This is a genomic window from Thermosipho atlanticus DSM 15807 (assembly GCF_900129985.1).
Taxonomy (GTDB): domain Bacteria; phylum Thermotogota; class Thermotogae; order Thermotogales; family Fervidobacteriaceae; genus Thermosipho_A; species Thermosipho_A atlanticus.
Genome location: NZ_FQXN01000004.1, coordinates 191,352 through 212,797 on the forward strand (window position 1 = coordinate 191,352; position 21,446 = coordinate 212,797).

Here is a 21,446-nt window from a genome sequence, read left to right on the forward strand (position 1 = left end):
GTGTATGGAAGCAGTTTATATTATTTTAGCTTTTGTAATTACAAGTATATTGTTCCCAATATACATTAAGATAATGAGAAGGTATAAATTGGGACAGTATATAAGGAAAGAGGGGCCCGATCTTCATAATTATAAAACGGGAACACCAACAGCAGGTGGTATTCTTTTTGTTATTATCTCAACAATTTTTGGAATAATAATGAGGGCGCCTCTAGTGTTAATTTTATCACTTGCGTTATTTGGTATTGTTGGCTTTATAGATGATTTCGCAAGTATAAAGAAGAAAGACGCACTGGGTCTTCGAGCCTATCAAAAATTTCTTTTACAAGTTTTATTTTCAATATTTATTATTTCTTTTACTGATGTTAAACCAATCTTTGGAAAAGAAGTTTCAGGATTTACTTTTTATCTTTTCTGGGTTTTTGTAATAGTTGGAGCATCAAACGCTGTAAATTTAACGGATGGTCTTGATGGCCTTGCAGGTTGGGTTTGGGTAACATCAATCCTTCCAATGGCTTTTTTATTAAAAGATAAGTTTTCTCTTCTTGTAGTTGCAACTGTTTTATCTTTCTTACTTTTCAATACCAGACCTGCATCGATATTCATGGGAGATACAGGTTCTTTGGCGCTTGGTGCGTTTCTTGCAACTTTTGCTTTGTATTATAACGCTGAAACGCAACTTGCATTTTCATCCTCCATTTTTATTGTAGAGACACTCAGTGTTATACTACAAGTGGGTTCGTATAAATTGTTTAGAAGAAGGATCTTCAAAATGTCTCCTATTCACCACCATTTTGAACTAATCGGTTGGAAGGAAGAAAAGATCGTAGGTGTTTTTTCGGCAATAAACCTTGTTATAGCAGTTTCGTATATGATTCTAAGTTGGTGAAATTTTGAATGTAGTTATCCCTTTTATTGTAACTTTTCTTACTTATTATTTTGCTAGAAAGTATAAATTTCTTCTTGATTATCCTGATTCAAGAAAAAATCATCACACCCCCACTCCACAGATAGGTGGTATAATATTATTTATTTCACTTTTATTTTTGTTTAGAATAAGCGATAATGTGTTGTTTTCTATGGGGGTTTTTCTTTCATTTTTCTTTGGACTTATTGACGATGTAAAGAATTTATCTTATAAATCAAAGTTTTTGTTTGAATCGGTTATATCTTTAATATTTGTTTTAAATACAAATCTTACGCTTTTTGGTTATAACGGGATTTTAGTAAAAATATTTACTTTTTTCTGGTTTATAGCTATTGTAAACGGGTTTAATATGATTGATGGTTTAAACGGACTTTCAACGGGTGTGTTTTTGATTTACTCGTTGTTTTTAAAAAGCTACAACCTATCATTTATTTATCTTCCAATTTATCTTTTTAACCTTTTCGGGAAGTTTTTTATGGGAGAGTCCGGGACACTTCTTTCGTCATTTTTGCTTTTAACTTTCCTTTCAAAGCAAAATAATGAATTAGTTTTCCTTACAGTATTCTTTGGGTACCCTGCATATGAAGTTATCTCAAGTTTTTTAAGAAGAATTATATCCGGCAAGAGTCCATTCTTGCCGGATAGAAAGCACCTTCACCATGTATTTTCTGAAAGGTTTGGAAACATTACTTTTTTGTTTTTTGCATACACTCTCTCAGTTCTTTTTATTTTGTTATCCCATAAACTCTACGGAGTTTTCTTCTACATCTTCATTTGTCTTTCCTTGTTCATCTTCCAACGCAAAATTAAGGGAAGCAATGGCAACCTCTAATTGTGAAAGATCAGGTTCTGCAGTAGTAAGTTTTTGAAGAAGTAACCCTGGAAAAGATAAAAACCTTAAAAAAGGAAATTTGTCAAAAACTTTTAAAAGTTCATATGACAAAGAAGCTACGATGGGAATAAAAATAATTCTAATTATTACTCTTTCCCAACCAGTTAAAGGTTTCCATATTCCAAAAAGACTAAATAGTAATATTGCAACAATGAGGAAGATCATTACAAAGTTAGTTCCACAACGTGGATGTATGGTTGTATACTTTTTAACATTTTCCGGTGTGAGTTTCTCTCCATGTTCATACGCATGTATTGTTTTGTGCTCTGCTCCGTGATATTGGAAAACCCTTTTAACATCTTTAAGAAAAGATATTATCCAAACATAAAGAAGAAATAAACCAAGGCGGATAAATCCATCGACAATGGAAAATAAAAATTCGTTGTTTTTAACACCTAACATATTTGTAAGCCAAACTGGAAGAAGAATGAAAAGTCCTATTCCCATTACAACAGCAATGAGAATGGAAATAAAAGTATCAGATTTTTTCATTTCTTCTCCTGAAGAAATTTCTGCTGATCTATCAAGTGCTTTCATTCCATAGTAGAGGGAGTAATACAAGCTAAAAAATCCCCTTAAAAATGGTATTTTTAGATACTTGGTTTTTTTAATTTTACCGAGTTCTTCGGTTACTATTTCCCCTTTTTTATCTCTAACAGCTATTGCAACCTTTTTGCCCATCATGAGGACACCTTCGATTATTGCTTGTCCACCAACTTTCATGTTTCTACCTCCTAAAATAAAGGGTGCTTAAAGCACCCATATATTAAAATATTAAAGTTTTGTTGTTTTCCACTAATAACAGAAAACCGGCGAAATTTTCTTCATCTTTTTGTTTTTCTCTTTCGCCTATAGTTACATAATCTCTAAAATAGAAATACACCATTCAATAACTCACTATCCCGTATTACTCAGCTTTCTTTGTAGTAAGATATACCTTGAAAGAAATACCTGTTCTTGTTTCTCCATCAATCTCTACTTCAATAAAACCTGGTACTGCAAAGAGATCTTTTCCGTCTTCAGACAAGAACCTTCTTGCTACCGCAAGCGCTTTTGATGCTTGATTGACAGCTCCTGCCCCTATTGCTTGGATTTCAAGTTTTTCGTTTTTGGTAAGAGAACCTACAATCGCTCCTGCAACTTTGTTGGGGTTTGATTTTGAGCTGACTTTCAAAGTTTCCATATATATACCATCCTCCTTGTAGAAAAAATTAATATGACTGTTAATATGGGTAATAATATTTTAACATATAATTATAAAAAAACAAAATTTTATTGAATTTGTCTTTTTAAAGTCATATAAAAATATTAATGTTTCAAAACAACTTCTAAAATTCTAGGATTTAAATAAGGAAATGTTGAAAATAAGTAAAAACAGTTAAATTGAGATATGTAGATGTTATTAGGTATGAAAAAAAGTTGTTGAAAAATAATCTCCACCACGATGGTGGAGATTACTACAAAAAATTTGTAATTACTTTAGATAAGGAATTTTAGTAATTTTTACATTTTGATTTGTTATAAAAACATTGTAGATATTTTCTTTGAATATTATCTTGTAGCTCATAGATTTCCAGTGTTTTGGAAGCCATGGATGAAATGAAAGTGTGTCATTTTCAATTCTCATCCCACCAAATCCGAATATTGCCGCTTGCCATGTTCCTCCAGCACTTGCAGCATGAATTCCATGTTCCGTGTTACCTTGGTTGTTTTCCAGATCTACAAGGGCTGTTCTCATAAAGTGTTGATATGCCTTTTCATGATTTCCAATAGTTAAACCAAGAATTGCATAGATACTTGGACTAAGTGATGATTTGTGCATAGTCCTTTGTTCGTAATATTCATAGTTAACTTTTTTAGTGATATCATCGAATTCTTGGGGTAGCACAAACATTGCCATGATAACGTCGGGTTGTTTTATTAACTGGTAGTTATTGAGATTTGATAGATCAACTCCTTTGGGCCATACTGGCATATTTTTTTCATCAAATTCTGTAATCTTTTTATCTTCCAAATTAAAATAACCTTCAAATTGCTCAATTAAATGGGATTTTTTATCCCAAGGAATGTACAGTTTATTAGCTACTTCCTTCCAATGTTTAATTTCTTTTTCCGTTAATCCAACTTTTTTAATTGTTTTTTCATATTCTTTTGGATAGTTATTTTTTACAAAATTTGTATATTCTATAGCTTTTAATATATTCCATTTTGCAAGAAAATTAGTATAAAAGTTGTTATTTACATGTTCATGGAATTCATCTGGCCCAATTACGTTATTTATCTCATACCGCTCTTTTTTAGAGTTAAACTCTACCCTACTGCTCCAAAATCTCGCTGTTTCAAGTAATATTTCAAAACCATAGTTTAAGAAAAAATCCCAGTCATTAGTTGCTTTTAGATATTCGACTATTGCAACTGCTACATCTGCTGTTATATGGTATTCTATGTCTCCCGTCCAAATTCTCACTTTATTACCGTAATAGTCTTCACCCCATTTTGGTGTTTCTTCTTCACCTGTATCAGCAGATTCCCACGGGTATTGTGCTCCTTTATATCCATTTTTTCTTGCGTTATTAATTGCAGCTTGTAATGTGTGATATCTATACATCAACATTGCTCTAGCAGCTTTTGGATATACGTAAATATAAAATGGAAGCATATAGATTTCTGTGTCCCAGAATACGTGTCCTTTATATCCTTCGCCATGTAAACCTTTTGCCGCTATACTTACTTTCTCATCGTCTGGATTTCCCATGGATAATAATACGAAGATGTTGAATCTTAAAGCTTTATCCGCTTTTTCATCACCTTCAATATCTATATTTGCTATCTTCCAGAGTCTTTCAAGTTCTTTTTTGTGTTCATCAAAAAGTTTTTCAAAACCCATATCTTTTGCTTTGTTCAATTCTTTTAAGTTTTCAGTAAATAGATTTTCAATTTCTCTATTCGATATGATACTTGTATAAACGGTGACTGAAAATTTTTCGCCTTTTTTGGGGAATATTTCCACAGTTTGGGTAATAGAGTCATCTAAATCTTTTGAGATTTTGTTACCTCTACAGTCTAAAAATGATATTATTGACACTTTGTAATGTGATTCTCTCGTATGTGCTTCTGTGTAAATATAATCATTACTAACTTTTGTATTTTTAAGTTTGTAATGCTTTACCTTTTCTGCGGGATTCTTCTTTGAATTTTTTGTTGTTCCATCGATAAAGTGTTCAATGTATATCTTTTCGTCATAATTTTCGGGGGTAATTTCGTATTTTGCTAGTGCAAGGTTTCTTTTCTTAAAACTTAAAAATTTTATTCCTCGTATTATAGTTATGCGTCCTTTTTTATCTTTAACTTTTAAATATCTATAAATAGCTGCTTCTTTCATATTTAAATGTCTTTTGTAATCAAGAATCTCACATTCAAGGGGATTTAAAAATTCATTACCAATGTAGATTCTAAGTCCCCAGAAATATGGTAAATTTACAAGTTCCTTTACTTGTGCTTCAGATTTATCAAAAATGCCTGCAACATATGTACCAGGAGTTTCAGCTTCAAAAAGTTCTTCGTGAGTTCCCCTAACTCCAATCTTTCCATTTGCGAGTGTGAATATAGTTTCTTTAACGTTATTAACTTCGAATTTTGTGTCTTCAATTATCCATTTATTTGCCGTCATGTTCATCCTCCTCAGAGCAAAGTTTTTTCAGAAAATCAATGGTTATTTCATTTAAAGATGAAACAACAACATTTGCGTGTGAAAGCTCACTTTCATTACCGTGCCTTGCTATTCCAATTGTCTTCATACCTGCGTTGTTGCCTGCTTTAACTCCTTCAATGGAGTCTTCCACAACTATACAATTAGAATTTTTAACATTCAATCTTTCTGCTGCTATTTGAAAGATTTCTGGGTTAGGTTTTCCTTTTTTAAAATCATAGCCCGTTACAATAGCGTCGAATATGTTTAATATTCCAATATTTTCGAGTATGACTTTTGTATTTTTACTAGAAGAAGCAACTGCAATTTTTATATTGTTTTCTTTTAGCAATTTAATTAGTTTTAGCGTATCTTCAAATACCTTTGGAGGTTCTTTTTCGACAAGTTCAAGAAAGTAATTTTGTTTTTCTTCAGCCATCTTTACCAATTCTTCTTTATTTACTCCAACTGCTACAGATGCGATACCATCCAGTCTTGGTTTTCCATCAACTTTTTCTTTGTAAGTTTGAAAATCAAAGTTGTAACCATGTTTTTCAAACATCTTTTTCCATGCTTTGAAGTGAAGAGGAACAGTATCAGTTATTACTCCATCCATATCGAATATAACGGCTTCAAGCATTTATATTCCTCCTTTATCCTTTTACAGCTGATAATTTTCCAGTTTCAACAAATTGTTTTTGGAATGAAAGGAAAATAATGATCATGGGGATAGTCATTAATATTGTTGCAGCCATCATATATTGCCAGAATGTATAATACGATGTTTTAAAAAAGTTAAGCCCCATGGTTAATGTATACATTTCTTTAGTGGAAGTCATTATTAACGGCCACATAAAATCATTCCAAGCACCAAGAAATGTGTAGATTGAAAGAGCAGTAATTGCAGGTTTTGCATTTGGTAGAACAATTTTAAAGAAAGACTTAAAAATACCTGCTCCGTCAATTACCGCAGCCTCTTCGAGTTCTTTAGGGAAGTTTAAGAAAAACTGTCTCATGAGGAATAGACCAAAGACACTTGTAAGTTTTGGAATAATTAAACCTGGATATGTGTTAACAAGGCCAAATTTTACCATGAGGTTGTATTGGGGTATCATGGTTACTTGAAAAGGAACCATCATAGTTGCAAGAAAAAGTGTAAACCACACGTTTTTAAAGGGAAACTTTAGCCTTGCAAATGCATATCCACCAAGGGTATCAAGCAAAACATTTCCAATTGTAAGAATAGAAGCATAAATAACGGTATTTAAAAACCATCTAGAATAATATGGAACTACTTCGAAAATTTTCTTGTAATTTTCAAAAGTGGCATCTACACCAAATACCTTTGGAGGTATTCTAAATAAATTTATCTCAGGTGGCCACTTCATTATATCCACTCCAAATTTTTCACCCGTTACTGGGTCCACACCGTTAAGAGGTGTAATTGAAACCAAAAATGCCCATACAAACGGGAACAGCGAAACAAGTGCGTATATGATAAGCACGGTATATGAAATAACCAGTGAAATTTTTATTTTTCTTCTCATTTTTTTTCACCTCAATAAGTTTCCTTTACTAATTTTCTTTGGATAAATGTTAAAAGTAGTATTATTACGAACAGAACGAGGGATAAAGCGGAAGCATATCCCATATTTCCATATTCGAATGCATTTTTGTAAATATAGAAAGATATGGTTATATTTCTCATATTTTTAATTAAAAAGTATATCTGGTCAAAAACTTGCATACAACCAATAGTACCCATAGTTGCAACAAAGAGAATTTGAGGTCTAAGTAATGGCAGAATTATCTTCCAGAATATTTTATTTGGTGTTGCACCGTCAATTCGTGCTGCTTCATAAATAGAATTTGGAATATCTTGAAGACCAGCAAGAAAGGTAATCATAAAGTATCCTGCTGTTGTCCAGATATTCATAAGCATAACTGCAGGGAGAGCCGTGTTTGGGTTTTCGAGCCACGCAATTGGTTGAAAACCAAAATATCCCAATAGACGGTTTAGAACACCAGGTTTTGAATAAATCATCCAAAAAATCATAGAAATAGCAGCAGATGAAGTTATAGAAGGTATAAAGAATGTGACCTTAAAAAATTTCACTCCTCTTATCTTTGAATTTGCTGCTACTGCTAAAACTAAAGCTAGGAATGTTTGAACAGGTACAACAATTATAGTGTAGAAAAATGTGTTAAAGAGAGAAATTTTGAAATATTGATCGTTAAACATTTTTTTAAAATTATCAAGTCCTAAAAAGTTTGGAATATACCTTCTAAAGTATTTTGCACCAGTTTTTAGATACTCTGCCATGAATTGAGATAATTTCATTTCCTTGTTTAATTTTCCATCGACAAAATCTTTTAATAGCTTTTGCGTGTCAAAATTTTCCAAAACAATTTTCTCTTTGTTTTCGTCGAGGTTTACACCAACGTCGTATTTTATAAACGAAAGGAGATCAAAGTAATCTTTTATCTCGTCCACCGATGAGACATCACTTTGAAAAACGCCCAAATGAAATTCAAGGGCTTCTTGAGGGTTAAACTTTGTTTCGAGATTTCTAGCATTAAGTGGATTGTAATCTGTAAAACTATAATAGAATGCCGCAAAAATTGGATAAATTGTAAAAATAATAACTGTTAGAATAATAGGTAAAGAAAAAATATAGCCAGCAACTGCTTCTTTAGTTTTTCTTATCATATAGCACCTCCGAAAAAGGAGGGGAAGAATGTTCTCCCCTCCAGCATACCAAAGTTATTATTTTCCGCTTACCCAATCAAGGTAGTTTTCTTTAATTTGTTTTAAAGCTTCATCTAAAGTAATCTTTCCATAGAATAAATCTTTTAATCTAGAATTGATTTGATCGTTGGCAACTGAGAATATACCAGTTGGTGTAGGAACTCTCCATGGATATGCATATTCTGCACCCTTGTAGAAAGGAACTTTAATAGGATCGGTATCTTTGGCAGCTATATCTTTTCTGGATGCTAGGACTCCTGCTCTTTTGACAAATATTTCTTGTCCTCTTGTGACAAGGAATTTTAATACTTCCCATGCTTCGCTTTTGTGTGGTGTGCTCCTGTTAATTGACCAGGAAACAGTGTAGACCATGGTTGATTTTTTAATAAGGCTCGGCATTTCAACTACACCGATTTTCTTGTAAACATCAGGATAGGAACCTTTTAAGAAACCGAGTGTCCATGGTCCCGTCATTGCCATGGCTACTTTTTCTTTTCCCAATGCTTCACCTATCCAACCTGCTCCCACTTGTTGAGGTTCAACAGCTACCTTATACTTTGTAACCATGTCAATGTAGAACTTAATTCCAAATCTTGAAGCTGGTGTATCAAGGGCTGTATTCAAATTTTCATCAACGAGTTTTCCACCTGCTCCAAGGATGAATGGAATGACTCTGTTAAAGTCGGCAGCTAATACTAACGGTGTTTCAAACCCTTTTCTCTTTAATTGTAGTGCCTTGTCAAGGAGATCAAACCATGTGTCATCATTTGTTGGATATGGTACACCGTACTTGTCAAATATTTCCTTGTTATAGTATAGAGCGAGGGTGGAGAAGTCTTTTGCGATACCATATACTCTGTTGTTGAATTTGAAAGCTTCAACAAGAGGTTCGAAATATGCACTTAAATCGAAGTTATCTTTTTTGATGAAAATATCTAAAGGCAAAAGTACGTTTTTCCCAGCAAGTTCTTCAAAAAAGTAAACATCAACGTAGAAAATATCCGGTGCTGTTCCAGCGGAAAGTCTTGTTTTAAGGGTTTCAAGATAATTTCCAGGAATGGGTTCCCAATTTATTTGTATATCTTTATGTGTTGCGTTAAATTCATCAACGGCAGCTTTTATAGCAGCTTCTTCATCTGGATTTCCTGGCCAACCGGAAATAGTTATAGTAGTTACAGAAAACGCCATCGAAACTATTAACACAGTTAAAAATACCAAAAATACCTTTTTCATACTAACCCCTCCTTTTGAAAGTGTGAAATCGATTACATTCTTTAAAAAGAAAAAACAAAAACTATTTTTTGAATTTTAAAGTGCTTTCTCTTGCTGAGATTTCAACTGGAAGTAGCATGCTTTTTACTTTTTCTTTGTTGATAATTTTGTGTAGCATTTTTGCAGCATTAAATCCTACATCGAAGATTTTCTGGTTAATAGATGTTATTCCAAGTATTTTTGATGATGGTAAATCATCAAAACCAATGAGTGGTTTTTCGATATTTTTTTCTTTCATATAGTTGAAAACACCGTAAGCCATTAAATCGGAGGCACAGAAGATTCCGTCGTATTTTTCAAGTTTTGCTTTCTTTGCTATCATATAACCGGATTCTTTGGAAAAATCACCGTACTTTATTGTTATTTCAACGTTGAATTTTTCTTTTGCCTTTAGTACCCCAGTAAGTCTTTGTTCAGTTACAACTGGTCCTTTACTTCCGCTTATATAAAGTATTTTTTTACAACCTATTTCAACTAAGTGTTCTACTCCTAAGTATCCACCTTGCTCGTTATCAGGATCAATATAAATGAAATTATTCTTTTTGTTTCGACCTATAACTACGTATGGAAAGTTGATTGAATTAAGATATTCTATTCTTTCATCATCTTCCCTTAAATCGGTAATAATGAAACCACTCACTAGTTTACTTTTTATAAGTTTTTTGTAATGTAATAGGTTGTTTCTAGTATCACAAGAATCCAGCACAAGTTTCAAATCGTGGTGAAAAAGATATTCAAGAGCTCCACTTAGAAATGGATTAGTATATGAATCTTCGGTTGAAAGGGAGTTTCTCAATAAAAGTATTCCAATGATATTTGATTGTCTTTTTCTGAGACTTTTTGCAAAATGATCGGGTTCATATTTGTATTCTTCGATTATTTTTAATATTTTTTCCCTTGTCTCAGGTCTAACTTTTGGTGAGTTGTTTATAACCCTTGATACAGTTGCAACAGACACTCCAGCTATTTTTGCAATATCTTTTATTTTCAAAAAAATTCCCCCTTGATGTAATCGATTACACAGACATGCTATCAAAAATCTTTTTGAATACAAAATTCTATTTAATGCGGTTATTTAGAATTATCTATTTTATCTTGAATTTAATTTAAAAATTCTTTAATCTTTGAAAAATTTCGTGGTTTTTTAAAAGACACATTACCTAAATTAAAAGTGTAACTTGACTGAATACTATATATTGTTATATACTATTACTACAATACACAATATATTGTATATGATATGTAAAACATAGATAAGGGGGATAAAAATGGAAGAATTAATAAAGAATTATATCGAAAACAAGAGTTGGAGGGTTAGAGAAAATTCAAATATGCAATATTCCCTTCAGGGACTTAATAACCATATTCACCAGGAAGTAACCAAATATTTTTGGTTAAAGGAAGTGTATGGAAAACACAACAAAAAAATTAGCGAGTATTATATTAGAGGCTTCATGCACATTCATGATTTGGGTTCGTTATCTTCATATTGTTGTGGTTGGGACCTAGAAGAGTTATTAAGAAGGGGCTTTAATGGTGTCCCGGGAAAAGTTGCATCGGGGCCTGCGAGACATTTTAGAACGGCTTTAGGGCAGATAGTGAACTTTCTTTATACAATGCAGGGAGAAGTAGCAGGGGCAGTTGCATTTTCAAATTTCGATACGTTGTTAGCTCCGTTTATAAGGTATGATGGGTTATCGTACGATGAAGTAAAACAAGCTATGCAAGAATTTATATTTAACATGAATGTTCCAACAAGGGTTGGTTTTCAATCACCGTTTAGTAATTTAACAATGGATTTAACTGTTCCATCTATGTACAAAAGTAAAAAGGTAATTGTCGGGGGTGTTGAAAGGGAAGAAACATATGCAGAGTTTCAAGAAGAAATGGACATTTTAAATAAAGCCTTTATTGAAGTTATGCTTGAAGGAGATCATGAAGGAAGACCTTTTTCTTTCCCTATACCGACTTACAATATCACAGAGGATTTTAATTGGGATAGTGAAGTTGCCACTTTAATTATGGTTATGACAATGAAATATGGAACACCTTATTTTGCAAATTATATAAACTCGGATATGAATCCTGAGGATGCAAGGTCAATGTGTTGTAGATTAAAATTGGATAATAGACAAGTGTTAGAACATATGAGACAACTTTCATTTGGTTTTGTTAATGAAGACAAAGGGAAAGATGAAAAAACTGAAATAAAAAGACGAGGAGGTTTATTCAGTTCAAATCCATTAACAGGATCTATCGGTGTTGTTACGATTAATATGCCTAGATTGATGTATTTATCAAAGAAAGATAAAGATAAATTTTATTCCTTGTTGGATGAAGTTATGAACTTAGCAAAGGAAAGTTTAGAGTTAAAGAGAATTTACATTGAAAAATGGACAAAACAAGGTTTATATCCATACACTAAAGTTTATTTAGATAGTGTATATAAACTTACTGGTCAATATTGGGCTAATCATTTTTCAACAATTGGTTTTGTCGGAATGCACGAAGGTTTGTTGAATTTTGGATTTGAAGGTGGAATAGCCAATCCAGAAGGAAAGAAATTTGCCCAGGAGATAATGGATTATATGTTAAAAAGGTTGGACGAATTCAATAAAGAAACGGGGAATTTGTATAACTTAGAAGCTTCGCCAGCCGAAGGAGCTTCTTACAGATTAGCAAAAATTGATAGAGCGGAATTTGGTGACGATATCAAGCAATCTGGTTCTAAGGAAAGACCATATTACACCAATTCTGTTCATCCACCTGTAAATTATTTTGAAGATCCTTTTGACTTATTAGAACATCAAGAGGGTTTACAAAACAAATGGACAGGTGGGACGGTTATTCACATCTTTGTTGGAGAAAAAATTACAGATGCTGAAGTTTTAAAGGAATTTATAAAGTATAGCTTTACAAATTATTCTTTACCATATATGAGTATAACCCCCACTTTTTCAATTTGTCCGGAACACGGTTATATCGCAGGAGAACACTTTGAGTGTCCTTACTGTAAAAGGAAAACGGAAGTTTATTCAAGGGTAGTTGGATATTATAGACCTGTTCAAAATTGGAATGATGGTAAACAACAGGAATATCACGAAAGAAATCAATTTAGGATAAGTAGGGAGCTTTTAAGGAGTTGGTAATATGAAATTTGCTGGAGTAAGGACGTTCAGTTTTGTGGATTATCCTAAAAAGATTTCAGCTGTTGTATATACAGCCGGTTGTAATTTTAGATGCAAGTGGTGTCATAACTGGAGGATAGCATATTCTAAAAAGTTTGAACTGGTTTCCGAAGAAAAAATATTAGAAAAGTTAAGTTATTTAAAAAAGAGATTAAGTGCCGTTTGTATTACAGGGGGAGAACCAACTATTCATATTGATTTACCAGCTTTTGTGTACAAAGTTAAACAAATGGGGTATTTAATAAAATTGGATACCAATGGTACAAATCCACAAATGATTGAAATGTTATTAAACCAAAAATTGTTGGACTACGTTGCAGTTGATATAAAGGCAAGTTCTAAGAATTATCCAAAATTAACAGGTATTTCTGTTAATTACTGGCAATTTGTTTCAAAAACGATAGATGTTTTGAAAGGTTCAAAAGTTGAATATGAATTTAGAATGACGTATGTTCCAGGTCTTTCAACTACTGAAGATATAAAGTTTTTTGAAAACCTTTTAAGTGAAAATGAAAAAGGATATATTACTATTGCAAATTCTACAGAGTTGTTTAAGGTTAAATTTAACGAGGATAGGTATAAGTTAAATTTAACAAAATTGGTTTTGAGATGATAATATTTTTTAAATAGATTAATATGGTATAATTAAAAAGTGATAACTTTAAAATATACAATGTGGAGGGATAGTATGAACTATATATCTGAAAAAGCAAAGATAGGGAAAAATGTAAAAATAGGTCGTTTTACAGTTATTGAAGACGATGTAGTAATTGGTGATAACTGTGTTATTGGAAATAACGTTACTATTTACAAAGGTACAGTAATAGGTAGCAATGTAAGGATAGATGACAACGTAGTAATTGGCAAACAACCAATGAGAGCTGCAATTAGTATTTTTAAAGGGGAAAATGAAAAACCTCCTTGCAAAATAGGTGATGATTGTATAATTGGTACTTCCGCAGTTATATACGCAGGATGTGAAATAGGTAAAAAATGTTTAATTGCGGATCTTGCTACAGTTAGGGAAGATGTAACAATAGGGGATATGACTATTGTTGGTAGAAACGTTGCAATAGAAAATTATTGTAAGATAGGAAGTAAATGTAAGATAGAAACTAATGCGTACATTACAGCCTATTCTGAATTGGAAGATGAAGTTTTCGTGGCTCCATGTGTTGCAACATCAAATGATAATTCAGCGGGTAGAGATCCAGATAGATTTAGTAAAATGAAAGGACTTGTTGCAAAAAGAAAATCTAGAATAGGAGTTAATGCAACTATATTACCTGGAAAGGTAATAGGTGAAGGTGCATTCGTTGGAGCAGGTTCAGTTGTTACAAAAGATGTAAAAGAAGGAAAGATCGTTGTGGGAAATCCGGCGAGGGAATTTAATAAATAATAAAGTGAAAATTAAAGGGGTAATTTAAGTGATTTTAACAGAAAAAACCTTTAAAAATCTTTTAAATTATATATCAGATGGCGTTTATTTAGTGGATACTAATCGAAAGATATTATACTGGAATAAAAGAGCTGAAGAAATTACGGGCTATCAATCGAAGGAAGTTGTAGGAAAGTATTGTTTTAATGATGATTTAAGACATATCGATGAAAGCGGCATGCAGTTATGCGATAAAGATTGCCCGTTAGTAATTGCAATTAAAGAAAATAAATACGTTGAAAAACATGTTTTTTTGCATCACAGAAATGGTTATAGGGTTCCTGTGAACCTTAAAACTTTTCCTGTAATTGATGATATGGAAAAAGTAATTGGTGCAATATGTGTTTTCAATAGTGCTATAGAGCAAACTTCTTTAAGAAGAGAGCTCGAAGAATGTAAGGAGCAATCCTATGTAGACGATTTAACTGGTGTTTTTAATAGGAAAGGGTTAGAGTTTTTTCTTAATAAGAAGATAAAGGAGGTAAAGAGATATAAAAGAAAGATATGTGTCTTGTTTTTAGATCTCGATGATTTTAAAGTTATAAATGATGTACATGGCCATTGTATGGGTGATAAAGTATTGAAGATAATAGCTGAGAGTTTAAAGAATAATTTGAGGGCAGATGACATTGTTGCAAGATTTGGTGGCGATGAATTTGTTGTTATTTCTGAAATTAATGATAAGTTTTCCATTGAATTTCTTGCTAGAAAGATCAAAATGCTTGTGGAATATTCCTTTTTTAAAACAGAATCTGGAGATGTTATAAAAACTTCAGCTTCTATAGGAGGTACTATGATTAAAGAAGATGATACTGTACAGTCAATTTTGAGAAGGGCGGATAAGTTAATGTATGAAAGTAAATTAAAAGGAAAAAATACTTATACAATCTCATGAAATTACCCTCACAAATTGTGGGGGTAATTATTTAAAACTTAAAACAAAGTTGGTTGATCGGTTTCTGGAAATGAGTCTTCCTTTTTCAATTAAGAATTTTCTGTAATCACTCTTTAAAATATCCGGTGGTAAGAAATGTATCCCCCTGAGATACATTTCGAGAGTTGCTTCAAGGACTTTTTCTTCGCCTCTTTCTTTAATATCTTTTTTCATGTTAACTGATAGTTCCATTATTCTTTTCTTTATATATTTTGGTCCTTTCAAAATTATATCTAATGGGAATTCCCCCCCTTTTATAGAGAAAAAAGCTGCGTAATATGCAAGGGGATGGTGTACTTTAAAGTATGCAATTCTAAATGCCATACTTACATATGCAACAGCATGTGCTTTGGGAAATAGATATTTTATCTTTTTACAAGATTGGATAAACCATTCTGGTATTTTCTTTTCTTTCATAATTTGTTCGTCATCTTCAGATAATCCTTTACCTTTTCTTACCTTTTCCATGATTTTAAAGGCAGTTGATTCTTCAACGCCGTGTTGAATGAGGAAGTTCATAATGTCATCACGACAGGAAATAACCTCCGAGAGAGTTGCTTTTCCAGACCTAATTATTTCCTGTGCATTGTTTAGCCAAACATCCGTTCCATGGGAAAGTCCTGAGATTCGAACAAGTTCAGCAAATGTTTTTGGTCTTGTTTCTTTCAGCATTTCTTGAACAAAGTTTGTACCAATTAATAAAATTCCAATAAAATTTGATTGTGTAGATTCTCAGATGATTAATTAAAAAATTCTAAAATTTGTTAAGAGTTTCTTGGTTTTGAAAAACCAAATTTTAAGTATTTTAACAATGGAATGGATAAATTAGTACCAAATTTGTCAGTTCGTTGACTAAATAAGGCCCATTTTGGTCAGTATACTGACTGTATGTTATAATATAGTTAACCTGGGAGGTGAAGAATATGGATTTTTCATATATTTATAGGCAAAATCCATGGTGGGAAGATAGGGAATCAATAAATTTTGACATGCATATAAGAAAGTTTGAGAAAAGTAAATTTAAATATATACCTTATTTTATGAACGAGTTGAAAAATTATAAAAATGGAATTTATATAATAAAAGGTCCAAGGCAAATTGGGAAAACAACAGTATTAAAATTACTTATAAAAGACCTTATTGAAAAGAATATTAACCCATCTAATATTCTTTACGTTACACTTGATCTAATAAAAGATGAAAATGAACTCACTCAACTTTTATTAGATTATTTTTTAATGAATGGGAAAAGTAATAACAAAGAAAAAGTGTATTTATTACTTGATGAAGTTTCCAGTGTAAGTAATTGGCAAAAATCAATCAAATATTTATATGATACGGGAAAATTGGAAAATACATTCGTTGTGTTAACTGGCTCTTCTTCATACGATTCGAAAAAATCTTCAGAAAGACTTCCAGGAAGAAGAGAATTTGGGAAGGATGTAGTGTATTTACCAGTTACCTTTAAAGAATATACTACACAAAAATACGGAATCGATTTTCAGTATAACTTGGAAGATTTATTTGAAATGAATGAGGAAGAGTTAAAAGCAATAAATTTAAAAAATTCAAGATTTAAGGATGATTTTAAAATGTATATTATAACTGGAGGATTTCCAAAAGTAATCAATGATTTTTTAGAGAATAATGTTATCTCAGAAGAAACCCTAAATGTGTACAAAAATTATTTATATGGAGATGTTGAACGATTTAATCGTTCAAGAATAATATTAAATCAATTGCTTTTTAAAACACCAGATCTGATAGGTCAACGCTTTTCCTGGAATTCACTTTCTAACGATATAGAAGGAGTTAGTTCAAAAAATACAATAGAAGATTATTTCAATTTATTAAGTATGAATTTTCTTTTTGGAATTTTGTTTTTTTATGATTTCTCTAAAAAAGTAATTAAACCAAAGAAGCAAAAAAAGATTTACCCGGTAGATTTGATTATTACATCTGTGATCGAAAATATTACAAACATCGAAATTGGATTACCTATAAAGATTGAGCAAGTTGTTTTTTCACATCTTTTGAGATATTCAAAAAATTTATCTGAAGGATTAATGTTGTATAATGGTCCATATTTCTGGTATTCACAAAAAGGAAACGAAATAGATTTTTTAATTGATTTAAGAAATGAAATTATACCTATAGAAGTTAAATTTCAAAATAAAATTTCTCCATCTGATTATTTTACAATGAAAAAGGTTTTTCAAAAAGGAATACTGGTAACAAAAAACACTGTGTTTAAAAGAGATAACATAATTGCACTTCCAGTTGAGTTGTTTTTGTTGTTTGTGTAAATAATTCCCTTTTAATAAATTCTTAGGCTTTCTTCATAATTATAGTTTAAACTATTATAGTTTAAACTATAATATTGTTAACTATAATGTAGTATAATTTTTTAGGGGTGATATGATGAAATTTATTGATAGGATTGATGAAATGAATTTTTTGGAAAAAGAATATAATAAAAAAACTTCTTCTTTTGTGGTATTGTATGGTAGAAGAAGGGTTGGAAAAACAAGGCTTATAAAAGAATTTATTAAAAATAAAAATAGCGTTTATTTTCTAGCAACAGAGGAAAATGAAATTGAAAACATAAAAACATTTCAAAATATCCTCTATTTAAAATATAAAAATCCCTTATTGTCTAATAATAAAGTTTTGAGTTGGAATGACTTATTTTATATAATTTCTACTTTAGATTTGACAAAAAAATTGGTTATTGTAATAGATGAATTTCAATATTTATTACAGTCAAATAAAGGGTTTTCTTCCATTTTGCAAAAGGCTTGGGATGAATATTTAAAAGGTAAAAATATAATGCTTATAATTTCAGGTTCAACTCTTTCTATGATAAAAAGAGAGGTTCTTTCTTATTCAAGCCCATTGTATGGAAGAAGGACGGGTCAGATAAATCTAAAGCCAATTAGATTTGAATATTTCAAAGATTTTTTCGAAAATAAAGATATTGATTTGATTGAACTCTATTCTTTAACTGGAGGGGTTCCCAAATATATAGAGATGCTTGAGGTTAAAAAGGGTATATATAATACTATTAAAGAGAATTTTTTAAATGTTAATTCTTATTTTTTCGAAGAGCCTTACTTTTTACTTGAAAAGGAATTAAAAGATATAGGTTCATATTTTTCATTAATGAAGGTCATTGCAAATGGAAATAACAAACTTGGGAAAATTTCAGCAAGTTTGGGTATAAAGCAAACATCATTGAGTTATTATTTAAAAAATTTAATTGAGCTTGATATTTTAGAGCGAGAAGTTCCAGTTGGAGAAAAGAACCCGCAAACAAGTAAGAGAGGATTATACAAAATTAAAGATAAATTTCTGGATTTTTGGTTTAAGTTTGTTTATCCATACAAAAGTTATATAGAAATAGGTAATATAGATTTTGTTATGAACATAATCAAAAAATCCTTTATAGAAAGACATGTAAGTTTTGTATATGAAGATATTAGCAGAGAAAAATTAATAGAGTTAAATTTAAAAAATAAGCTACCAATAAAATTGTCTAAAATTGGAAGATGGTGGGAAAAAGATACAGAGATAGATATTGTAGGAATAGATGATAACAACAATCCCATTCTTTTTGGTGAATGTAAATATACAAAAAGTCCAGTAGACTTAGATGTATATTACCTTTTAGTTGAAAAATCAAAAAAACTTTTAAGGAATGAGAATATAAATTTAGAAAATTTATATTTTGTTTTCTTTTCATATAATGGTTATACGAAAAGTTTTATTGAAAAAGTAAAAAAAGAGAAAAATATACTCATTTTTGAAGGAGATAGCATCTAGCTGGTTGATAAATATGATTGAAATTTGAGGAAAAGTATGTGAGGTTAAACAAAAAGGCTAAAATTCCTTAAGTTTCTTCTCTATTTTTGCGATCATAGAAAAGTCTTTGTTATCGTGAAGTAAGTATAAATCATTTTCAATTGCAGTTTGTGCAATCAGCAAGTCTATTGTACTTTGTATGGTTATACCGCTTTTTCTGCATTTTCAAACGATTTTTTTCCATTGTTAAGTTCGTAAAAAGTTTGCGTGTCAAGATATTCTTTAAGTTTGTTGAATTCCTTTTCGTTTTTAGCTCCTTGAAGTATTTCTTGGTATATAAATTTATTTATTCCAAAAGGAATGTTTCTATCTAAAATATATTCAAACTTTTTGGTTTTTTCATTATCAATTCCTTTTAAAAAAGCTATTAAGACAGATATATCTACCAGTATCATAAAGATTTCCTCATCTTTTTGTAATCATAATCGTCAGCAAATTCTATTTTTCCTTTTAAATCTTTTAAGTTTTTTCTTTTTCTGGTTTGAACAAATTCTTTAAGGGCCAGATTGACCACTTCTTTTTTTGTTTTTAAGTTTGAAAGCTTCATTGCTTCTTCAATAAGGGCATCATCAATAACAATATTGGTTCTCATCATATACACATATACACATTACAATACACATAGATGTAAAAGTCAACAAGTAAAAAATTTTTAGGGTTAATACTTGATTGTTGTTTTAAATAATTTTAAAATGCAATTTCAAAATTATTAGAAACAATTTGTTTGATTTCATAAAAAGGAATTATTTGAATTTTTGTTTTACCCAATTTTTCTTCATGTTTAGATAGTAGATTTACAACTATTGCTTCATTTGGTTGGTATTTTTGGATAAAGCTTCTCAGGGCTCTTGTAATTTCGAATTTTTTTAGGTTTTTGTATTTTACTTCTACTGGAATAAAATTTAAACCTTTTCTTAAAACAAAATCTACTTCAGCTTTGTCTTTTGTTCTCCAATAGTGAATAGAAAAATCATGTTTTTTTGATAAATTATACAATTCAATATATACAAAATTTTGAAATAGAAAGCTGTAATCTTTTACATTTCCAAATTCACCAGATGCATAATTTTTTAAACCCAAATCTTTAAAGTAACAAATAGGTGACTTGGTTAATTCTTTTGCTTTGTTTGTGAAAAAAGGTTGTATTGTATCGATAACGTATGTTTTTTGAAGATACCAGATATATTCTTTTAAAGTTTTTGTAGACACTCCAACTTCTGATGAAAGATTCGAAAAGTTAAGTGTTTTTCCTATTAAATGAGATAATATCCTTACTAATAAATTAAATTCACTAATTTTGGCAACTTTTAAAAAATTAGTTATATCTTTTTCAATGTAACTTTGAAAAATTTCTTTAATTATCTCATTTTTTTCTTTTAAACTTGTTTCAAGTATGACTCGAGGATAACCACCAAAATTCATATATTCTTCTAAAAAAGATAAAGTTTTAGTCTCTTCTAAATTGAAAAATTTTTCTAGTTTATTTTCGTACTTATAATTTGTTTTATGATTTACAAATTCTTCAAAAGTTATAGTTGAAAGCTCAAAAATTCTTTTTCTTCCGATAAGTGATTCGTGAATTTTCTCTTTGAGCTCAATACTTCCTGAACCCGAAACAATGAATTTATAAGGTAAATTCATATCATATATTCCTTTTAGGAATAAACCTGCGTTTTCTTTTCTTTGTATTTCGTCAATAAATATATAACCTTTAGAATTACCTATCTCTAACTCGATTTTTTTCAATAAATCTGCTTGGGATTTAAAGTATTTCATATCTTCTTCTACATCAAGATTTAAAAATAAAGTTTTTTCTCCCTTTGAAATAAGTTCTTTTTCAATAATTTTCATTATTGTAGTTTTTCCGCTTTGCCTTGGGCCAGTAATAACGGTAATTTCAGGTTTGTTTAGGTGTTTTTTGATTTTTTTGAGTATATTTCTTTTAATAAAAGTCATGTTCCCACCTCTTTTGAAAAATACTTCATTTAAATTATAACACGAAAATTTGAGAAGTATACTTCTATTTTAGTACGAGTTTTTAGGAAGTCAATATCACAATTAGTACGAAATTTTGGGAAGTGATTTTAAAAACAAACATTAAAATTTAGTATAATTGGAGGGTTATACGCGGGTTTTTCGTCAGGAAATAGCATATGGAATTTTTGTAATTGATATTAAGTGTGTTTAGTGGAAATTAAGTAAAAAAATTATCCCCATTATGGACTTACCCCCGGAAGTGGGACAAATAAAAAAATCAATTTATTAATTTCTCAAACAGCATGGCTTCGGTACTCCACCGGAGCCATGTTGTTTAGTCTTTTTTGATACCTCTCTTCATTGTAAAATCTTATATATTCTGATATCAACCTCTTGTATTCTTCCTTTGTCTTCTCCACATGTATCTTTACCAATTCTTCTTTAAAATGACTAAAGAAGCTTTCTACAGGTCCATTGTCTTGTGGTATTCCCTTTCTTGACATGCTTTGAATTATTCCC

Annotated in this window: 20 protein-coding genes and 1 pseudogene; 8 read left to right on the forward strand and 13 right to left on the reverse strand. The window is 30.7% G+C overall.

What is annotated here, in order from left to right:
• Positions 1 to 4: 4 nt before the first annotated feature.
• Positions 5 to 889 carry a phospho-N-acetylmuramoyl-pentapeptide-transferase gene (locus BUB65_RS06245; RefSeq protein ID WP_073073292.1) on the forward strand — a complete coding sequence of 295 codons (885 nt, stop codon included), beginning with the start codon at positions 5 to 7 and terminating at the stop codon, positions 887 to 889.
• A 190-nt stretch (positions 890 to 1,079) separates the two neighbouring features.
• Entirely contained in the window at positions 1,080 to 1,760 is a 681-nt protein-coding gene (locus BUB65_RS06250; RefSeq protein WP_234946824.1) for an MraY family glycosyltransferase, read from the forward strand.
• On the opposite strand, the gene BUB65_RS06255 is transcribed toward BUB65_RS06250, so the two are convergent.
• The 8 genes from BUB65_RS06255 to BUB65_RS06290 form a co-directional block, all read right to left on the reverse strand.
• Entirely contained in the window at positions 1,662 to 2,543 is an 882-nt protein-coding gene (locus tag BUB65_RS06255; protein WP_073073295.1) for a DUF1385 domain-containing protein, read from the reverse strand. The genes BUB65_RS06250 and BUB65_RS06255 overlap by 99 nt on opposite strands.
• A 184-nt stretch (positions 2,544 to 2,727) precedes the next feature.
• Positions 2,728 to 3,003 (reverse strand): stage V sporulation protein S, encoded by a 276-nt coding sequence (locus tag BUB65_RS06260; protein WP_073073297.1) that lies wholly within the window; start codon positions 3,001 to 3,003, stop codon positions 2,728 to 2,730.
• Between the two features lie 291 nt (positions 3,004 to 3,294).
• Positions 3,295 to 5,490, reverse strand: a complete 2,196-nt coding sequence (locus BUB65_RS06265) for a glycoside hydrolase family 65 protein (RefSeq protein ID WP_200773540.1) — start codon at positions 5,488 to 5,490, stop codon at positions 3,295 to 3,297.
• Positions 5,477 to 6,148, reverse strand: coding sequence for an HAD family hydrolase (locus BUB65_RS06270; protein ID WP_073073301.1), 672 nt, complete (start codon positions 6,146 to 6,148; stop codon positions 5,477 to 5,479). Before BUB65_RS06270 ends, BUB65_RS06265 begins: the two co-directional genes overlap by 14 nt.
• Positions 6,149 to 6,161: 13 nt before the next feature.
• Positions 6,162 to 7,055, reverse strand: a complete 894-nt coding sequence (locus BUB65_RS06275; protein ID WP_073073303.1) for a carbohydrate ABC transporter permease — start codon at positions 7,053 to 7,055, stop codon at positions 6,162 to 6,164.
• Positions 7,056 to 7,066: 11 nt separating this feature from the next.
• Complete coding sequence (locus BUB65_RS06280; RefSeq protein WP_073073305.1) at positions 7,067 to 8,218, reverse strand: carbohydrate ABC transporter permease; 1,152 nt, start codon at positions 8,216 to 8,218, stop codon at positions 7,067 to 7,069.
• Between the two features lie 57 nt (positions 8,219 to 8,275).
• On the reverse strand, positions 8,276 to 9,490 hold the full coding sequence (locus BUB65_RS06285) for an ABC transporter substrate-binding protein (protein WP_073073307.1): 1,215 nt from the start codon (positions 9,488 to 9,490) through the stop codon (positions 8,276 to 8,278).
• Positions 9,491 to 9,551: 61 nt separating this feature from the next.
• Entirely contained in the window at positions 9,552 to 10,520 is a 969-nt protein-coding gene (locus tag BUB65_RS06290) for a LacI family DNA-binding transcriptional regulator (protein WP_073073309.1), read from the reverse strand.
• Positions 10,521 to 10,797: 277 nt separating this feature from the next.
• Here BUB65_RS06290 and BUB65_RS06295 point away from each other — a divergent pair, with 277 nt between their 5' ends.
• From BUB65_RS06295 to BUB65_RS06310, 4 genes are all read left to right on the forward strand, one after another.
• Complete coding sequence (locus BUB65_RS06295; protein WP_073073311.1) at positions 10,798 to 12,678, forward strand: ribonucleoside triphosphate reductase; 1,881 nt, start codon at positions 10,798 to 10,800, stop codon at positions 12,676 to 12,678.
• Between the two features lies 1 nt (position 12,679).
• Positions 12,680 to 13,330: an anaerobic ribonucleoside-triphosphate reductase activating protein gene (locus tag BUB65_RS06300; protein ID WP_073073313.1), complete on the forward strand. Its 651-nt coding sequence runs from the start codon at positions 12,680 to 12,682 to the stop codon at positions 13,328 to 13,330.
• A gap of 75 nt (positions 13,331 to 13,405) precedes the next feature.
• On the forward strand, positions 13,406 to 14,116 hold the full coding sequence (locus BUB65_RS08525) for an acyltransferase (protein ID WP_073073314.1): 711 nt from the start codon (positions 13,406 to 13,408) through the stop codon (positions 14,114 to 14,116).
• Between the two features lie 28 nt (positions 14,117 to 14,144).
• On the forward strand, positions 14,145 to 15,050 hold the full coding sequence (locus BUB65_RS06310) for a diguanylate cyclase (RefSeq protein WP_073073316.1): 906 nt from the start codon (positions 14,145 to 14,147) through the stop codon (positions 15,048 to 15,050).
• Positions 15,051 to 15,122: 72 nt separating this feature from the next.
• On the opposite strand, the pseudogene polC reads toward BUB65_RS06310, so the two are convergent.
• Positions 15,123 to 15,797, reverse strand: a pseudogene (polC, locus tag BUB65_RS06315) (PolC-type DNA polymerase III); the annotation flags it as partial.
• 215 nt (positions 15,798 to 16,012) lie between these two features.
• Here polC and BUB65_RS06320 point away from each other — a divergent pair.
• Positions 16,013 to 17,395 (forward strand): ATP-binding protein, encoded by a 1,383-nt coding sequence (locus BUB65_RS06320; protein WP_073073318.1) that lies wholly within the window; start codon positions 16,013 to 16,015, stop codon positions 17,393 to 17,395.
• A gap of 115 nt (positions 17,396 to 17,510) precedes the next feature.
• Complete coding sequence (locus tag BUB65_RS06325; RefSeq protein WP_084728057.1) at positions 17,511 to 18,911, forward strand: ATP-binding protein; 1,401 nt, start codon at positions 17,511 to 17,513, stop codon at positions 18,909 to 18,911.
• Positions 18,912 to 19,093: 182 nt separating this feature from the next.
• Here BUB65_RS06325 and BUB65_RS06330 read toward each other — a convergent pair whose 3' ends face one another.
• The 4 genes from BUB65_RS06330 to BUB65_RS06345 all read right to left on the reverse strand — a co-directional run.
• Positions 19,094 to 19,345 carry a PIN domain-containing protein gene (locus BUB65_RS06330; protein ID WP_200773541.1) on the reverse strand — a complete coding sequence of 84 codons (252 nt, stop codon included), beginning with the start codon at positions 19,343 to 19,345 and terminating at the stop codon, positions 19,094 to 19,096.
• Positions 19,342 to 19,542, reverse strand: coding sequence for a type II toxin-antitoxin system VapB family antitoxin (locus BUB65_RS06335; protein WP_073073321.1), 201 nt, complete (start codon positions 19,540 to 19,542; stop codon positions 19,342 to 19,344). Before BUB65_RS06335 ends, BUB65_RS06330 begins: the two co-directional genes overlap by 4 nt.
• Positions 19,543 to 19,637: 95 nt before the next feature.
• Positions 19,638 to 20,906 (reverse strand): ATP-binding protein, encoded by a 1,269-nt coding sequence (locus BUB65_RS06340; RefSeq protein ID WP_073073322.1) that lies wholly within the window; start codon positions 20,904 to 20,906, stop codon positions 19,638 to 19,640.
• A 314-nt stretch (positions 20,907 to 21,220) separates the two neighbouring features.
• Positions 21,221 to 21,446 (reverse strand): integrase core domain-containing protein (locus BUB65_RS06345; protein ID WP_143606678.1); only part of this gene is annotated, 226 nt, incomplete at its 5' end.

Coding starts and splice junctions, on each gene's coding strand:
- BUB65_RS06245 (WP_073073292.1), top strand. CDS start 5: ATGGAAGCAGTTTATATTATTTTAGCTTTTGTAATTACAAGTATATTG.
- BUB65_RS06250 (WP_234946824.1), top strand. CDS start 1,080: ATGGGGGTTTTTCTTTCATTTTTCTTTGGACTTATTGACGATGTAAAG.
- BUB65_RS06255 (WP_073073295.1), bottom strand. CDS start 2,543: ATGAAAGTTGGTGGACAAGCAATAATCGAAGGTGTCCTCATGATGGGC.
- BUB65_RS06260 (WP_073073297.1), bottom strand. CDS start 3,003: ATGGAAACTTTGAAAGTCAGCTCAAAATCAAACCCCAACAAAGTTGCA.
- BUB65_RS06265 (WP_200773540.1), bottom strand. CDS start 5,490: ATGACGGCAAATAAATGGATAATTGAAGACACAAAATTCGAAGTTAAT.
- BUB65_RS06270 (WP_073073301.1), bottom strand. CDS start 6,148: ATGCTTGAAGCCGTTATATTCGATATGGATGGAGTAATAACTGATACT.
- BUB65_RS06275 (WP_073073303.1), bottom strand. CDS start 7,055: ATGAGAAGAAAAATAAAAATTTCACTGGTTATTTCATATACCGTGCTT.
- BUB65_RS06280 (WP_073073305.1), bottom strand. CDS start 8,218: ATGATAAGAAAAACTAAAGAAGCAGTTGCTGGCTATATTTTTTCTTTA.
- BUB65_RS06285 (WP_073073307.1), bottom strand. CDS start 9,490: ATGAAAAAGGTATTTTTGGTATTTTTAACTGTGTTAATAGTTTCGATG.
- BUB65_RS06295 (WP_073073311.1), top strand. CDS start 10,798: ATGGAAGAATTAATAAAGAATTATATCGAAAACAAGAGTTGGAGGGTT.
- BUB65_RS06300 (WP_073073313.1), top strand. CDS start 12,680: ATGAAATTTGCTGGAGTAAGGACGTTCAGTTTTGTGGATTATCCTAAA.
- BUB65_RS08525 (WP_073073314.1), top strand. CDS start 13,406: ATGAACTATATATCTGAAAAAGCAAAGATAGGGAAAAATGTAAAAATA.
- BUB65_RS06320 (WP_073073318.1), top strand. CDS start 16,013: ATGGATTTTTCATATATTTATAGGCAAAATCCATGGTGGGAAGATAGG.
- BUB65_RS06325 (WP_084728057.1), top strand. CDS start 17,511: ATGAAATTTATTGATAGGATTGATGAAATGAATTTTTTGGAAAAAGAA.
- BUB65_RS06330 (WP_200773541.1), bottom strand. CDS start 19,345: ATGATACTGGTAGATATATCTGTCTTAATAGCTTTTTTAAAAGGAATT.
- BUB65_RS06335 (WP_073073321.1), bottom strand. CDS start 19,542: ATGAGAACCAATATTGTTATTGATGATGCCCTTATTGAAGAAGCAATG.
- BUB65_RS06340 (WP_073073322.1), bottom strand. CDS start 20,906: ATGACTTTTATTAAAAGAAATATACTCAAAAAAATCAAAAAACACCTA.